The 15039-nt window shown below is 69.1% G+C and carries 15 protein-coding genes and 2 pseudogenes; 5 read left to right on the forward strand and 12 right to left on the reverse strand.

Annotated features, from left to right (window positions below):
* Positions 1 to 97: 97 nt before the first annotated feature.
* The 3 genes from ACWDEW_RS30460 to ACWDEW_RS30470 form a co-directional block, all read right to left on the reverse strand.
* Positions 98 to 2122 (reverse strand): non-reducing end alpha-L-arabinofuranosidase family hydrolase, encoded by a 2025-nt coding sequence (locus ACWDEW_RS30460; protein WP_450516846.1) that lies wholly within the window; start codon positions 2120 to 2122, stop codon positions 98 to 100.
* The gene (locus tag ACWDEW_RS30465) at positions 2106 to 2372 is read right to left on the reverse strand and encodes a hypothetical protein (protein ID WP_450516848.1); all 267 of its coding nucleotides are present in this window, start codon (positions 2370 to 2372) and stop codon (positions 2106 to 2108) included. Before ACWDEW_RS30465 ends, ACWDEW_RS30460 begins: the two co-directional genes overlap by 17 nt.
* 844 nt (positions 2373 to 3216) lie before the next feature.
* Positions 3217 to 4119 (reverse strand): helix-turn-helix domain-containing protein, encoded by a 903-nt coding sequence (locus ACWDEW_RS30470; protein ID WP_450516850.1) that lies wholly within the window; start codon positions 4117 to 4119, stop codon positions 3217 to 3219.
* A 212-nt stretch (positions 4120 to 4331) separates the two neighbouring features.
* Here ACWDEW_RS30470 and ACWDEW_RS30475 point away from each other — a divergent pair, with 212 nt between their 5' ends.
* Both ACWDEW_RS30475 and arr read left to right on the forward strand, forming a co-directional pair.
* Positions 4332 to 4976 carry an NAD(P)-dependent oxidoreductase gene (locus ACWDEW_RS30475; RefSeq protein ID WP_450516852.1) on the forward strand — a complete coding sequence of 215 codons (645 nt, stop codon included), beginning with the start codon at positions 4332 to 4334 and terminating at the stop codon, positions 4974 to 4976.
* A gap of 556 nt (positions 4977 to 5532) precedes the next feature.
* Positions 5533 to 5943, forward strand: a complete 411-nt coding sequence (gene arr / locus ACWDEW_RS30480) for an NAD(+)--rifampin ADP-ribosyltransferase (RefSeq protein WP_019071834.1) — start codon at positions 5533 to 5535, stop codon at positions 5941 to 5943.
* A gap of 61 nt (positions 5944 to 6004) precedes the next feature.
* Here the strand turns inward: arr and ACWDEW_RS30485 are convergent.
* The 3 genes and pseudogenes from ACWDEW_RS30485 to ACWDEW_RS30495 form a co-directional block, all read right to left on the reverse strand.
* Positions 6005 to 6150: pseudogene (locus ACWDEW_RS30485) on the reverse strand (glycosyl transferase); the annotation flags it as partial.
* A gap of 503 nt (positions 6151 to 6653) precedes the next feature.
* The gene (locus ACWDEW_RS30490) at positions 6654 to 7250 is read right to left on the reverse strand and encodes an NADPH-dependent F420 reductase (protein WP_450516854.1); all 597 of its coding nucleotides are present in this window, start codon (positions 7248 to 7250) and stop codon (positions 6654 to 6656) included.
* 42 nt (positions 7251 to 7292) lie between these two features.
* Entirely contained in the window at positions 7293 to 8114 is an 822-nt protein-coding gene (locus tag ACWDEW_RS30495; protein WP_450516856.1) for an inositol monophosphatase family protein, read from the reverse strand.
* 135 nt (positions 8115 to 8249) lie between these two features.
* Between ACWDEW_RS30495 and ACWDEW_RS30500 the strand changes: the two genes are divergently transcribed.
* A complete protein-coding gene (locus ACWDEW_RS30500) occupies positions 8250 to 9173 on the forward strand; it encodes a LysR family transcriptional regulator (protein ID WP_450516858.1) in 924 nt (307 codons plus the stop codon).
* A gap of 357 nt (positions 9174 to 9530) precedes the next feature.
* On the forward strand, positions 9531 to 10208 hold the full coding sequence (locus ACWDEW_RS30505; protein ID WP_450516860.1) for a class I SAM-dependent methyltransferase: 678 nt from the start codon (positions 9531 to 9533) through the stop codon (positions 10206 to 10208).
* Positions 10209 to 10268: 60 nt separating this feature from the next.
* On the opposite strand, the gene ACWDEW_RS30510 is transcribed toward ACWDEW_RS30505, so the two are convergent.
* The 5 genes and pseudogenes from ACWDEW_RS30510 to ACWDEW_RS30530 form a co-directional block, all read right to left on the reverse strand.
* Positions 10269 to 10580: a type II toxin-antitoxin system PemK/MazF family toxin gene (locus ACWDEW_RS30510; protein ID WP_427917331.1), complete on the reverse strand. Its 312-nt coding sequence runs from the start codon at positions 10578 to 10580 to the stop codon at positions 10269 to 10271.
* Positions 10577 to 10762 (reverse strand): hypothetical protein, encoded by a 186-nt coding sequence (locus ACWDEW_RS30515; RefSeq protein ID WP_450516862.1) that lies wholly within the window; start codon positions 10760 to 10762, stop codon positions 10577 to 10579. Before ACWDEW_RS30515 ends, ACWDEW_RS30510 begins: the two co-directional genes overlap by 4 nt.
* A gap of 152 nt (positions 10763 to 10914) precedes the next feature.
* A complete protein-coding gene (locus tag ACWDEW_RS30520) occupies positions 10915 to 11991 on the reverse strand; it encodes a glycoside hydrolase family 19 protein (protein WP_450517009.1) in 1077 nt (358 codons plus the stop codon).
* A gap of 136 nt (positions 11992 to 12127) precedes the next feature.
* Positions 12128 to 12403 carry a septal ring lytic transglycosylase RlpA family protein gene (locus ACWDEW_RS30525; protein ID WP_450517011.1) on the reverse strand — a complete coding sequence of 92 codons (276 nt, stop codon included), beginning with the start codon at positions 12401 to 12403 and terminating at the stop codon, positions 12128 to 12130.
* A 50-nt stretch (positions 12404 to 12453) separates the two neighbouring features.
* Positions 12454 to 12946 (reverse strand): annotated as a pseudogene (locus ACWDEW_RS30530) (lectin); the annotation flags it as partial.
* A 346-nt stretch (positions 12947 to 13292) separates the two neighbouring features.
* Here ACWDEW_RS30530 and ACWDEW_RS30535 point away from each other — a divergent pair.
* Positions 13293 to 14444 carry an acyl-CoA dehydrogenase family protein gene (locus ACWDEW_RS30535; protein ID WP_450516864.1) on the forward strand — a complete coding sequence of 384 codons (1152 nt, stop codon included), beginning with the start codon at positions 13293 to 13295 and terminating at the stop codon, positions 14442 to 14444.
* Here the strand turns inward: ACWDEW_RS30535 and ACWDEW_RS30540 are convergent.
* A complete protein-coding gene (locus ACWDEW_RS30540) occupies positions 14438 to 15025 on the reverse strand; it encodes a PaaI family thioesterase (protein WP_450516865.1) in 588 nt (195 codons plus the stop codon). The two genes, ACWDEW_RS30535 and ACWDEW_RS30540, sit on opposite strands and share 7 nt — an antisense overlap.
* Positions 15026 to 15039: the final 14 nt, after the last annotated feature.

Consider the following 15039-nt stretch of genomic DNA (forward strand, 5'->3'; position numbering starts at 1 on the left):
GTGGTGTGTGACCGCCGGGATCCGTTCCTCGACAGGGTCGAGGAACGGATCCCGGCGGATCCCGCGCCTCGCGGGCGGCGGGATCGTCCGGGAGCGGTCAGCAGGCGGAGTTGGTCTGTGTCAGCAGGCCGAGCCGCCACGGCAGAGTGTCGTAGTCGCCGCTCGCGTTCGGGTCGTGGCCCTGGTAGAGGTACTGGAGCTTGCAGGCGGGGATGGTCAGCGTCTGGTCGTAGCCGGCGCGGATCATCTCACCGTGGCTGATGTCCTTCGTCCAGGCACCGGCCGGGAAGGCGACGTTGCCCGCCCGGGCGAACGGGTTGCTCTCGGAGGCGGCCAGCGCGCTCCACGAGCCCGCGAGACCGCTGGCGGTCCAGGACCGGAAGTAGCGTCGTCCGTCCGAGCCGATGGCCTCGACGAGGAGGAGGTACTGGTTGGCGCCTTGCACCTTGTACACGTTGCTCGCCTCGAAGAGGGCGTACTTGTTGGTGTCCTGGGCGGCGATGACGGTGTTGGTGAAACCGTTGGGGAACTGCGAGACGGACGTCTGGGAGCGGTACAGGTGCCCGTTGTCGTCCGAGGAGAACAGGTAGCAGTTGGTGCTGTCGCAGATCACCCACATGTCGACCCAGTACCCGTTGCCGATGTTCTGCGCGATGATCGGCGGCATCGAGGAGTAGAAGTTCCGCGGGGCGCTCCAGCCGTTGGGATTGCTGATGTCCGCGTTGGTCGAATACGAGGCGTTCCCGGTCTGGTAGACGAGGTACCACAGGCGCTGCGGCGCGTAGTAGAACACCTGCGGAGCCGCGCGGTATCCCGTGCCGATGGCGCTGCGGTCGAGGTAGTAGTGCGTGGCGGAGCCCGCCTGGGACCAGTCGCTGAAGCTCAGGTACACGAGGTTGTACCCGGAGGCGCTCGCGGTGCTGGCGAACACGTGGTACTTGCCGTTGTAGTACACGACCGACGGGTCCTTGATGCCGGCGATGGTGTGCGTCGCGTCCGACTTCGGGGCGATCAGAGCGCCGCTGGAACTCCAGGAGAAGGAGGACGGCAGTGCGGCCGCGGCCGAGGGGCTTGGGGGCGTGGAACTGCGGGCCGTGGTGGCAGTGCCTCCCAGAGCCGACAACACCGCGTTGTACGCGGGCTTCTTGTTGCCGCCGTTGTCGAACAGCAGCGGGTTCTGGCCGGTACGCCAGGAGTCGCTGTCCCGGATGCCCCACACCGTGATGCCGGTGCAGCGGGCGACGTTCATGCACGCCTTGACGGTGTTCGTGTACGCGGCCGAGGGTGCCTGCGCGATGTCCAGTTCGGTGATCTGTACGTCCACACCGAGCGCGGCGAAGTTCGACAGCGTGGTCTGGAGACTCGCGGGCGGCCCGCCGGTGCCGAAGTGGGCCTGGAAACCGACGCAGTCGATGGGGACGCCACGCGACCTGAAGTCGCGCACCATGCGGTAGACGCCCTGGGTCTTGGCGTCGCTCCAGTTCTCGATGTTGTAGTCGTTGTAGCAGAGCTTTGCCGCCGGGTCGGCCGCGCGGGCGGTACGGAAGGCCTGTTCGATGAAGCCGTCGCCGAGGACGTTCTGGAAGACCGAGCTGCGGTGCTGGCCGCTGCCGCCGTCGGCGAACGCCTCGTTGACCACGTCCCAGGCGTAGATCTTGTCCTTGTAGTGGTTCATGACGCTGGTGATGTGGTTGTTCATCACGGTCCGCAGGGTGTTCGCGTCGGTGATACCGCTGACCCAGCCGGGCAGTTGGGAGTGCCAGACGAGGGTGTGTCCGCGCAGGCGCTGTCCGTGGGCGGTCGCATGGTTGACGATCTGGTCGGCGGGGCCGAAGTTGAACGAGCCGCGGGAGGGTTCCGTCGTGTCCCACTTCATCTCGTTCTCGGGCGTGACCATGTTGAACTCGCGGTCCAGGATCGTCGCGTACGTCCCGTCACCGAGCTTGCCGGCCGCGACGGCGGCCCCGAAGTACCGTCCGGACTGGGCGGCTTGGGCGCCCAGGGTGGTGGCCCGGACGGCGGTGGGAGTGGCGGCGGCATGGCCCGCCGCCACCAGTGTGGTGGCGGCCAGCAGGCCCAGGGCCGCGGTCTGACGCAGGCCGAGTCTACGCAGAAGGTTCACGGTTCTCCTCGTACGGTCGGGTGCGGGTGCGGGTGCGGGTGCGGGTGCGGGTGCGGGTGCGGGTGCGGTGCGATGTGTGACGTGGTGCGTGTGCCGGGGCTGGACGTCTCGGCGGGATGCCGGCGTTGGCGTACGGGCAGGCGGGGCCCGAGACGTGCGGGTTCGTGGCGCGGAAGCCGTGCCGGTACCGGGCGGGTTCGGGCCCGCTGCCGACGGTCGACCCGGTGTCGTCGGGAGTCGGATACGGCACGCCCCGGGCGCTGTTGGCGGGTGAGGGGGATGCAGGGATTCCGGATGGGTGTGCGTGGGTCGGAGGTCCGGGCGAGCTGGATGAACGTCCTGTTGCTCGGGTGGGAGGCGGGCTTCGATGCCCGGATGATGCCTCTGACGTAGCCGCGCGATCCCCGGTCGACCATGTGGTTCGAGGGGAGGATCGGCTCTCCGGGGGAGTGGTGCAGTGTCTGGGCCGACGAGGGGTACGTGCCTGCTGCCGGCGGGGAGGGGGAGCGGCGGTGACGGATGGCCTGATGGCCGTTCCCCGTGTTCTGCGGCATCCAGATATTGATCGAGTCATGACAAGCACCTCGTTCTGGCTGGTGCACTGCGATCGGGTGTGTACCGATGGGCTGCCTTGCCGGGCTCGCGCGGTGTGCGTGACTCCACCGACTGGTGGCATTCGTCATGTCGAACACTCATCGGGGGTTCGGACGTTGTGGATAGTAGATGGCCCATGAAGGGCGTCAATACCTCTCGCATCATTCGGTTCAGACGCAGAAAGTTTTCGAAGAGTCGATGGGGCCGCCCGGAGGCTCACCGACGCTTTGGGCGACGGGCTGTTGGCCTCTTCTCGCAGCTTGTTCGGCAGGTCTAGCGGGTCGGCGCGGTGCTCCGAAACTGGACCTACGCCTGCGAGCTACCTGGAAAGCCGCCGTGCCCAGGCGTGCTGTCCAGAAGTCGGCCATCGACCGACTCGAAACAATCGCTCAGCATCCCGACTGAATGGGCCGTGGTTGTGAAGGCCCGGCGGTCAGGGTTCATGACGGCAGTGAAGGCCCCAGGTTCGGGAAGCCCTGCACAGGCCCGGTAGCCCGGACTCACCGCGGGCTTCGTTGCGTACGGCGGAAATCGCCAGGGGTGGTGCCCGTATGGCGGACGAAGAACTTTCCGAAGTTGGTGGGTTCGGAGAAACCCAGCCGGCGGGCGATCCTCGCGACCGGTTCGTCGGTGTGGGAGAGCAGGCGTTGCGCCTCCAGGGCGACACGGGCGTCGATGACCTGCTTGACGGGCTGACCGGCCGCGGCCAGGCAGACGCGGGTGAGGGTCTTGACGCTGTACCCGAGGCGTCGGGCGTAGTCCTCGGCCTTGTGGGTGTCGGTGTAGGAGCGCTCCAGTTCGGCGCGGAACCGGGCGTAGATCTCGCCGCCCGCCTGCGAGCCTTCCCGCTCGCCATGGCGCGGCAGCCGGTCGATCTGCAACAGCAGTGTGGCGAGCTGGAGTTGGAGGATCTCCTGCGACACCGTGCCGTCGGGGCGGGTGAACTCGGTGCGGATCTGGTTCATCAGGGCGGACAGGACGGCGTAGTCCCGGCCGGTGGCCAGTTGCCGGCAGGTGGGTCCGGACCACTCGTCGAGCAGACGCTCGGCGCTCGTCACGTGCGGTGGGAATGCGGGCGTGAACAGGAGATGGGTGCCGTTCATGATGCCGCGGCGGCCGAAGCGCTGGACCTGGCCCGGGCGGATCCACAGCAGGGTGCCCGGGCGGCAGGGGTAGGTGACGAAGTCGACGGTGTGCTCGCCGCTGCCCTCGGTGATCAGCGTGAGGGTGTGGAAAGCGACCCGGTGCACGCGCTCCAAGCCGCCGTCAGGCATTCGGTCGTGCAGGGAGGCAAGGTCGGTGATCTCCATGCCGAGGACGGGAGCCGTCGGCGGATTGAAACCGAAGCCCGGGATCGGGTCGGCGTTCGTACGGTCCGGGACGGCAGCGTGCGCGGTCGGCACCTCGATCTCACTCCTGTCCGTTTTCGACCACAGGAGGTCCCCAGCTTATCTCGCTGGCCAAGGGGTGAGGGGAGAGAGTGGAGACGGGCGCGGGCTGTGACGAGTCGCCGTCCGACCATGGCAGCCGCCGTTGGACCGCATGATCGTCACCGGCCCCGCGCATCCGCCCGGTCCTGGGCCACACACGTTTGAGCAACAGGAAGAGGAGCCCCATGAGCAGGATCGTCGTGTTCGGAGCGGCCGGGAAGGCCGGCTCCCGAGTCGTGGCCGAGGCCGCCGCACGCGGTCACGAAGTCACCGCCGTCGCCCGGGACCTCTCCCGCGTCGGCCAACTCCCCACCGGTGTAAGGGCGGTGACCGGTGACGTGACCGACCCCGACTCCGTCGCCGGCCTCGCCGCGAACGCGGACGCGCTGGTGCTGACGGTGGGCGGACCGGAGGCCCGGCTGTACACCGACGCCGTGGCCACGGTCGCCGCTGCGGTCCGGGACCTGGGTGCCAAAGGACCGCGTGTCGTGCACATGGGTGGCGGCGCCGGCCTGCTCAACCAGGACGGCGTGCGCTTCTTCGACGCCCCCGGTTTTCCGGAGGAGTACAAGCCGTATGCCGTCGGCCAGATCCAGGCCCTCGACGCCTATCTCCGCCTCGGCGAGGAAGTGACCTGGACCTACCTCTCCCCGCCGCCGGTCCACTTCGCGCCCGGTGAGCGCACCGGCCGCTACCGCGCCGACCTCGACCACCCCGTCGTCGGGGACGACGGCCAGGCTCGCATCTCCTACGAGGACTACGCCGTCGCCCTCGTCGACGAGATCGAGAATCCCCGGTACCTCAACCGGCGTTTCACTGTGGGCAACTGAGCCTGCGGCGGTCGGTCCCACCGTCGGACTCACCCTCCCGGCGGCATGAGGGACACCGGCTGTTCCGTCGGACGACGCGGTTCCCATGTCGTGGTCGTTGGTTCCGGTGTCCAGGCCGGAGACGTCTGCGTCCGGCCATTCGATCAGTGCCGTCGCCCCGGTGGGCACCGTCGTGTGCACCGTGATGCCCGAGGCGTGCTGCTCCCAGCGGATGGCCACGCGGCCGTAGGGGACTCGTGGACGGCGACGGCCCAGGTGATGCCGCCACTCGGTCTGGAGCGGAAGACGATGTCGCCGTAACCGGGTGATGAGGTGGTCAGGCCGGCGACGGTGGTGTTGTGCAGCCACTGGCGATCGTGCCGAGGGCGTAGTGGTTGAAGGAAGTCATCTCGGCGGGGGCGCGTGCCGGAGGCTGAGGAGGCGGGGGCGGCGCTGACGGAGAGTGGTAGCCGTGACCATGCCGTCGAGGTCACGTGCTGGTGGCCGGCGTGATGTGGCGGCTGAGCCGTCCTGGATGACTCGCCGTCACGAGAGCTTGGGTTGATAGCCTGGCGCGATGGACGAGGTGTTGGACGAGGGGCCCTTTTTCCACGGCACGAAGGCGGAGCTGGAGGTCGGAGATCACCTCACCGCCGGCTTCCGTTCCAACTATCGGCCCGAAGTCGTGATGAATCACGTCTACTTCACCGCGTTGCGTGACGGCGCGGGACTTGCCGCCGAACTCGCCGCCGGTGACGGGGTTCCGCGCGTGTATGCCGTCGAACCGACCGGGGAGTTCGAGAACGACCCGAACGTCACCGACAAGAAGTTCCCCGGCAATCCCACCCGCTCCTATCGCAGCAGGGAACCCCTTCGGATCGTCGGCGAGGTCACCGACTGGACGCGACTGACGCCCGAGGCTCTCCAGATGTGGCGGGACCGGCTGGCCGCGATCCGTGTGGATGATCGCGCCGAAATCATCAACTGAAGGGTGTCACGCAAGACCGTGAGGCTTTTCCAGCCCGACGTCGAGCAGGCGGCTCCGGCTACCGGTCGGCGTTCGTGAACTGCTCGGCTCCCCGCAGTGCGGGTTCATCGCCACCCCGGCGAGAACCCCGTCGCCGCACCCGCCCGTGTCGGCGTGGGTGACGAAGGCGTCGGTCTGTTCGAGGATCGCCCGCTGCGGGACCCAGGTGACGCTCAGAGGGAGGGTGCGGCAGATGTCGGTGGGGACAAACCGCTGGGCGGCGGCTACCCGGTGATGTCGAGGTGACGGCGCCGGGCTTCGGTCAAGGAGTGTCACCGTTCGCGGGTGGCGTGATCGCTGTCCAGCCACTGCTGTGCGGTGTGCTGTACCGCGACCTCATCCGTACCGGCTACGAGAACGTCGCCATCGTCCCCGCCGACCCGATCCCCGACTACATCAAGCGGGGCCAGTACGAGATCGGCGGCATCGTCAGGACCAGGCCCGGGACCGATGAACGGACACGCGGCATCCGGAATGCCGCGCCCCTGCGGCTCGACGGTACCCGGGGCCAATGGGGCGAGATCGAGGAACTCTGGCTCGCCGGTGAACCCACCGACGGACGGGAGTTCCCCGGAGCCTCGTACTCCGTTGAGCGGCGGAAGTTTCCACTGATCGCCACGTACGCGGAGATGGCCGCGAACGCCGGCTGTGCGGTATCTGCCCGTTCTGCGTCAGCGGGCGATGGAGAGCGCGAAGGGTGTGAATCCGCTGGACCGGATCACGTGGGGTACGAACAGGATCGCGGCCTCCGTTGCGCGGGCGGTCCGGATTCCGCCGAGATCGGTGATCCACTCCATGCGCCACCCCAGGTCGGTGAGAAGTTCGCGCACGGTCTGCTTGGCCTGTTGGTCCTCGCCGGAGAGGAAGGCGCTGGGCGCCTGGGTGAGTGCGGCGGGCGCGGTCATCACCGTGAAGAGCATGGTGTTGAGTGTTTTGACGACTCGGGTCTCGGGGAGCGACTCCTGGAGTTGTTCGGCGAGGCTTGAGCCGGGATAGAGCAGGTCGGCGGGGAGTCCGTCCGGTCCGTCGACGGTGGCGTTGGAGACATCGACGAGGATCTTGCCCCGCAGTTCCTCGCGCAGTGCGACGAGCCGGTCCAGGGAGGTGTCGCCCGGCGTGGCGTTGATGACGACCCGCGCGGTCCGGGCGGCGTTCGCGGCGGCACCCGGCGAGCGGTCCGCCACGGTCACGTCGTGCCCGGCCCGGGTGAGTGCTGTGGCCAGGCTGCCGCCGACGCGGCCGTTTCCGAGAACTGCGATCGTGGTCATGATGTTCTGGTCCTTTCCGTGCTTGCGGGGCGGGTTGTGCGATCAGCGCGAGAGCGTGGCGGCGGCCCCGGCGTGCACGCCGGGCGCGGCTGCCAGGAAGCTCTCGCTCGCCGGAGTCCAGGGGCGGCCCTCGACGTCGGTGATCCGTCCTCCGGCCTCGGTGACCAGCAGCGCCCCGGGAAGCAGGTCCGCGCGGGCTCCGGCGAACTGCCAGAAGGCGTCGATCCGGCCGGCCGCCACGTTCAGCAGATGCAGGGTGGCGGGTACGGCGGACCGCACCACGAGCGCGTCGAGGAGCATCTCGGTGATCGAGGAGCCGACGCGCCGTACGACCTTCTCGTCCTCGTCCGGCCGGGCCTGACTCGTGGCCACGATGCCGAGACCGAGGTCGACGGTGTCGGAGACGTGCAGGGGCCGGCCGTCGAGGTGAGCGCCGGCGCCCGCGAGCGCGGTGTACGTCTCGCCGGTCAGCGGCAGATGGACGACGGTGAGGACCGGCAGGTTGTCGCGCACGAGGGTGGCGGTCACCGCCCACTCCGGCAGCCCGTGCAGGTGGTTGACGTTCCCTTCGGCAGGGTCCACCACCCACCATTCGCCCGCCGGGAGGGGGCCGCCCGCCAATTCCTCCTCCACCCAACCGGCGCCTGGGCGCAGGACGGTGAGGCGGGGACGCAGGACATCGAGAACCGCGTCGTCGTTGACGGCGAGCGCGTGCATCAGCTCGTCGAGGGTCCGGTAGGGCACCACGTCACCGAAGAGCTGATGCAGAGCCGCGCCGGCCGTGCGTACGGCGAGTGCGGTCTGCGCGAGCAGGTCGGCGTCGGAGGTGACGGCCGGGTCGGGGATCGGCATGGATTCGGGCATGGCAGTGCTCCCATCTGAGCAGCGGGGATCGGGATCGACCGGGCGAGAACCTGTTGTGTCGGCGCCCGTGCTTCGAAGGTAGGAGAGGGCATGATTAACATCAAGTGCATGTAAAGCACGGCTAGCATGACTCCCATGCAATTGGATCTGAATCTGCTCGCCGCGCTCGACGCCCTCCTGGAGGAGGGCAGCGTGGCCGGTGCCGCCGACCGCCTGCACGTCACGGCCCCCGCGATGAGCCGCAGCCTCGGCCGGATCCGGCGTTCGACAGGGGATCAGATCCTGGTGCGCACGGGGCGCACGATGACCCCGACGCCGTACGCGATCGCCGTACGGGAACAGGTGCACGACCTGCTGCAACAGGTCCGGGGGGTGTTGGCGCCGAGCCGTGAGCTTGATCTCGCGACCCTGGAACGCACCTTCACGCTCCGCTGGCACGACGCGCTCGTCGCCCTCGGTGGGCCCACGCTGCTGGCCGCCGTGCGCGAGCAGGCGCCTGGAGTGCGGCTGCGCTTCATCGCGGAATCGAGCGTCGACACACCGGAGTTGCGGCGCGGCGAAGTCGACCTCGCCGCGAACGCCGACGGCTCGACCGCACCGGAGATCCGTGCCGATCGGGTGGCCGAGACCCGGCAGACCCTCGTCGTACGGCGGGGGCACCCGTTCACCCGCCTCAAGACTGTCACCGCCGCGCGGTACGCCGCGGCGGAGCACATCACCGTCTCGCGGCGCGGCCGGCTCGGAAACATCCTCGACGACGCTCTCGCGCGACTGGACCTCACCCGGCGCGTGGTGGCGACCGCGCCCACGGAAAGGGCCGCTTTCGAGTTCGTGCGGGGCTCCGATCTCGTTGTCACCGCCCCCGAATCAACGGCGCGTCCGGCCGCCGCGGATCTCGGCCTGGTCCTGCTCCCGCTCCCCCTCGACCTTCCGCCGGCCCCGGTGTACCTGTCATGGCACCAGCGCTACGACACCGACCCCGCGCACATCTGGCTACGGGACCTGGCCCGGACCGCGCTGGCCGGCGCGATGAACGGGCAGGACCCGATGGCACCGTGACACCTGGCGAAGCCGTCGAAGGGCAGGGCTCCGTACTCGCCGCACAGCCGCGAACGAACCCCTGCCCCGCGCCGATGTCGACCTCGCGAACCTCGACGACTTCACCGACGGCGTGACCCCTTCCGGCTCGTCAACCTCGAAGAGGTCGACGACGACCAGATCAAGAAGCGCGCCTCCGGACTTCCTGTGTGGAGAGCGGGACTTCGAGCACTACGTCCTGCTCCCGGTCGTCGCCGGCAACGGGACCACCCGGCACACCATCACCTGGAGGTGACGCTCGCGTGAGACGGGGCCGACGTTTTGCCGGAGCAGCAACAAGACTGGCGTGAGCAGGACTTCGTGGGTGACCGTGGGCGGGTGACAGACAACATCGCAGAATCGTCCGCGCCCGACACCTCCTTGCCTGCCGACGGATACGTCGGAGACCCCGAGGTCCGGGCGGAGTGGGACACCCGATACGCCGACCGCCGACAACTGTGGAGCGGCCGGCCCAACGGCGCGCTCGTGGCCGAGGTCGCAGGGCTCACGCCCGGACGAGTGCTCGACGTCGGCTGCGGCGAGGGCGCGGATGCCGTGTGGCTCGCGCGCGGCGGCTGGGACGTGACCGCGCTCGAAGTCTCGGGCGTAGCGCTGGAGCGGGCCGCGGAGCATGCACAGGACGCCGGTGTCACCGTCCGCTGGGTGCACGCCGGACTGGCGGAAGCGGCGCTTCCCCCGGCCTCCTTCGACCTGGTCTCCGCGCAGTATCCGGCCTTGCTGCGGACACCCGATGCCGCAGCCGAGCGAGCGCTGCTCGCGGCCGTCGCGCCCGGAGGCGTGCTGCTGCTCGTGCACCACGCGGGGATGGACACCCGGCACGAACACGACGGCGGGTTCGACCCGGCCGACTATGTCTGGCCCTCCATGGTCGCCGCGCTGCTCGGCGACGACTGGACGGTGGAGGTGGACGAGCAGCGGCCACGGGTGTCACCCGACGGCGGCGCCGGTGCGCACCACACCGATGACGTGGTGCTGCGGGCGCGTCGACTGCGCTGACGGCCCGCTGAAAGCAGGAGCCCTCGCCGTACGCCGGCTGCTGTCCCGGTCGAGTAGGGCTTACAGGTCGAGGACCGCGCGGAGGGCGTTGTCGACGAGTTCCTGCTGTTCGGGGCCGATGTTCCCGTGCGGGGTGCCGGTCTCGAAGCGGAGCGTGGAGAGCTGGAGGAGATTGACGGCGACGACGGAGGCGTCCACCGGGGTGGTCAGGTGCACGCTCATCGCTGTGTCGGGGTGCTGGGCCGGGGCGTGCAGGACCAGGACGACGACCGCGCCGTAGGCGTCGGCGAGTCCGTCGAGGCTGACGACAAGGACGGTGCGGGTGCCTTTGCCGGTGTCGACGTCCCAGACGTCGCCCTTGCGGATGGTCACAGGGTGTCGCCTTCGCCCGTCAGGTCGAGGGGGGCGGCGGAGGCGAGTTTGCGCGCGGCGTCGAGGGTCATCTGACGTCGTACGGCTCGCACGATGTAGTCGTTCAGGGACGAGGCGCCCGCGGCGGCGTCGCGGAGTTGTTTGTCCATGGCGTCGGGGATGCGCAGGGTGATGGCAGTCATGACACCAATTCTAGTGGCAAGGGTGCCGTCATGGGTGCTGTTGGGATTTTCCGGGGCGGGCGCCGCCGAACGGGCCGCTGGTTGCAGGTGTGGTGCGAGGGCCGGTTCACGGATGAACCGGCCCTCGCGTCAAGCGGGCCCGAGGGCGAGCGTCAGCAGTAGAGGTTGCTGCCGGGGCTGACCCCGAGGATGGAGGTGAAGCGGTTGTAGGCGTCGACGCGGCTCTGGACCTGCGCGGGGTTGCGCCCGTCGCATTCCAGGGAGCCGTTGATGGAACGGATGGTCTGGCCGAAACCGGCGCCGTTGACCATCGCGTTGTGCGGGGTCATCGTGCCCGGGCCGGACTGCGTGTTCCAGTACCACAGGCCGGTCTTCCAGGCGACGGCCGAGTCGTTCTGCACCAGCCAGGGGTTGTTGAGGAGGTCGATGCCCAACGCGTCGCCCGCGGCCTTGTAGTTGAAGTTCCAGGACAGCTGGATGGGACCGCGGCCGTAGTAGGCGGCCTGACCGGCCGGGCAGCCGTAGGACTGGCTCCAGTCGCAGTACGTCGGGTAGTTGGCGGTGTTCTGCTCGACGACGTAGACCAGTCCGCCGGTCTCGTGACTGACGTTGGCGAGGAAGGCGGCGGCCTCCTGCTTCTTGACCGTGTCGGATCCGGTGTTGGCGAAGCCGGGGTAGGCGGACAGGGCGGCGGTGAGACCGCTGTACGTGTAGAAGTCGTTCCGGCTCGGGAACATCTGGTTGAACTGGGCCTCACTGACGACGAAGCCGGACGGGGTGGTGCCGCCGCCGCTCGCGGGGGCGTTCCACTTCTGGTTGGCGCCGCCGGAGCAGGTCCAGATCTGGAGCCGGGTGCCGTTGGCCGAGTTGTTGCCGGTGACGTCCAGGCACTTGTTGGCCTGTGGGTTGACGATGTCGTTCGCCGAGCTGACGGCCCACTTCTGGGCGGCGCTGCCGTTGCAGTCGTAGAGCTGGACCGTCGTGCCGTCCGCCGTGCCGCCGGAGGTCACGTCGAGACACTTGCCGAGCGCGCGCAGGGTGCCGTCACCGGGGTTGGACCAGGTCTGGGCGCTGGTGCCGTTGCAGTCGTAGAGCTGTACGGCGGTCCCGTTGGCGGTGTTCGCCCCGGCGACGTCGACGCACTTGCCGGCCAGACCGGTGATCCGGCCGTCCGCCGCGCGGGCGGGGGAGACGGTGAACAGGGCGGACAGGGCCGCGGCGAGCAGCATGACGAGCGTCAGTCTGCTCAGAACCGTGAGTCTGCGGAGACTTGGTACGGAGTGGGGGGTGGCCATGGGGCTTTACTCCTGTGGTTGAGAGGTGCCGAGGGCGATGGGTTCGTGTCGGCCGGGCGTGCCGCGGCCGTCAGCCCAGAACCGTCTGGGTGACGACGATGTGTCCGGCGTCCGGGTCGAGGACGCCGCCGAGGCGGCTGAAGGCGCCGTCCGTCAGATCGAGGCACTTCGGTTCCTGCGGGGTCTGGGCGAACGTCCCGCGGTCGTTGATCCGTACGGTCAGGGAACGGCCGTTGGCGACATTGGTGACCTGGACCCGTGTACCGAAAGGCAGTTGGGGCTGGCGCGAGAGCGACGTGGCCGCCGTGTCCGCGTTGTTGTCTAAGACCTCGCCGCTGGCCGTCAGCGCGCCGGCGGGCTGGGGTCCGTAGTGCGTGGCCCAGCACTGCTCTCCCGACTGCTGCGCGGGAGCGTTCCACTTCTGGTTGGCGCCTCCCGTGCAGGTCCAGATCTGGACGCGCGCCCCGTTGGCGGAGGAGTTGTCGGAGACGTCGAGGCACTTGTTCGCGGCCGGGTCGACGATGTCGTTCGCGGCGGTGACCGTCCAGCGCTGGTTCGCGCCGCCGGTGCAGGTCCACAGCTGGACCTTGGCGCCGTCGGCAGTCGAACCGCCGGTGACGTCAAGGCACTTGCCCAGCGCGCGGACGGTGTTGTCCGTACCGACCGTCCACTGTTGGGCGGCGGTGCCGTTGCAGTCGTAGAGCTGGACCGGTGTGCCGTCGGCGGAGGCGGCTCCGGCGACGTCGAGGCACTTGCCGGCGAGACCGGTGATCGCCCCGGTTGCCGCAGTTGGCGGCGCCGCGGTGAGGAGGCCGATCAGGAGGGCCAGCAGGGCCAGGGCGGGGGAGCCGCGTAACGCGATGCGAGGGAGGGAGGAGCGAGTGGTCATGGGGGTGTCGGGGCCCTTTCGAGCGGGTCGGCGCACGCGGAAGAGGGCGCACGTCTCAACTGGGCGTGAGCCGAAGGCAGTTGACCACTTGAAAGTAAAAGTCTAGACCAATTTGGTCAAGGTGTGTGCATGACATCGTTTGGCGGTGCTGTGCCTGTGGTGCCGCATGGCCTTTGTGGCACGAGCTGTGTGTCCACGCACTGAACCAATCCCCCACCCGTGCGGGCCGAGCCGAGTCGCTGATGTCGAACCGGGAGAGGGTGAGGTGCATTCCGGCTGGGCCGTCCTATCCGCTAACATAGAATAATTAGCTAGATGAATAGCCTAGTGTGGGCGAGGAGTGGCCGTGGACTTCGGGCTGACCGACGAGCAGGACCTGTTGCGCGCGACGGCACGGCAGTTCGTCGCCGATGTGTGCCCCGCCGAGAGAGCCAAGCGGTGGGACGAGGAGGGCGTCGTGCCGCCCGAGCTGTTCCGCGGCATGGCCGATCTGGGGTGGTTCTCCCTCCCGTTCAGCGAGGAGGAGGGCGGCGACGGCGGCAGTCCGCTCGAACTCATCCTGATCGCGGAGGAGTTGGGGCGGGCCAGCTTCGACGTCGCCATGTGCTACATCGGCGTGCTCATCCCGGGGATCACCGTGTTCCGGTGGGGCAACGAGGCGCAGCGCGACTTCATCCGCCGGCAGGTGATGACGGGGCGCCACCGGCTCGCCGTCGGCCTCAGCGAACCCGACAGCGGGTCCGACGCCGCTGCCTTGCGCACCACCGCCGAGGACTACGGCGACCAGTTCCTCGTCCGCGGGCAGAAGGCGTGGTGCACGGGCGGCGGTCTGCCCGACACGACCATCGCGACCTACGTGCGGACCGGGCCCCGCGAGCCCAAGCACGGCGGGATCAGCCTGCTGCTCGTCGACCCCGCGACGGAAGGCGTCGAGGTGCGCCGGACGCCGACGCTGGCCCGGCACATCCTCGGCACCAACGAGGTCTTCTTCAACGACGCCCTCGTCCCGAAGGAGAACCTCGTCGGACCGCGCGACGAGGGCTGGAAGGTCATGCTCTCCAACATCGAACTGGAGAAGGTGATCATCACCGGGGGGTATCTCGGCGCCGCGCAGGCCACATTGGACGAGATGCTGGAGTACTCCCGCACGCGGCACGCCTTCGGCCGTCCGATCGGGAACTTCCAGGCCCTCGCCCACGACATGGCCGACCTCCAGACCGAGATCGACTCCGCTCGGCTGCTCGCGTACCGCGCCGCCTGGCTGCTCGCCCAGGGCAAGCCCTGCACCCGGGAGGGCTCGATGGCCAAGCTGAAGGGGTCGGAGACGTATGTGGCGGCCGCCCGGCTCGGGATGCAGGTCTGTGCCGGGCACGGCTTCTCGACCGAGAGCGTGATGAGCTTCCGTTACCGGGAGTCGATCGTGGCGACGATCTCCGGGGGCACCAGCCAGATCCAGCGCAACGGGATCGCCCGGAGCATGGGGCTGCGGTCCTACTGACCCTCGCCGTTGCCGTTGCCCGCACTGTCGCTCTTGGCCTCCTGGGCGGCCAGCCACTCCTCGTGCCGCGCGAAGTGGCCCCGGTCGCGGGACACCCAGATCCCGGAGGCCCGGGCCACCACGGCGCGGGTCGGCAGCAGCACCATCTCGCCCGCGATGTACCAGCGCCGGCCCTCGCGCCGCTCGACCCAGGCCCGGACCTCCAGCGGCCGTTCCACCGGCACCGGCTTCACGAAGCTCACGCTCAACTCCGCCGTCACGCTCAATACCCGGTGCAGCAGCGGGAGATGACCGAGGCAGTCATCCAGCACGGCCGCCGTCCAACCGCCGTGCGCGACATTCGGGCCACCCTCCTGGTCGCGGGGACAGGTGAGCTCGAAGACCGCCACGCCGTCGCCGTCGAGCCGTTCACCTTCGACACCCAGACGGCAGGAACCGGCGGCACGGCACGCGCCGCACAGCGCCACGCCGTCGGCGGTCCGGGGCGGCTCCTGGAAGTCCGCGCCCGCCCAGAGCCCGGTCGGCGTCGCGGCTCCACCAGCTTCACCAACTCCACGAACTCCACCGGTCGTTCTCGTCACGCCGCTTCTCCTCG

Source organism: Streptomyces sp. NPDC001100, from assembly GCF_053598575.1.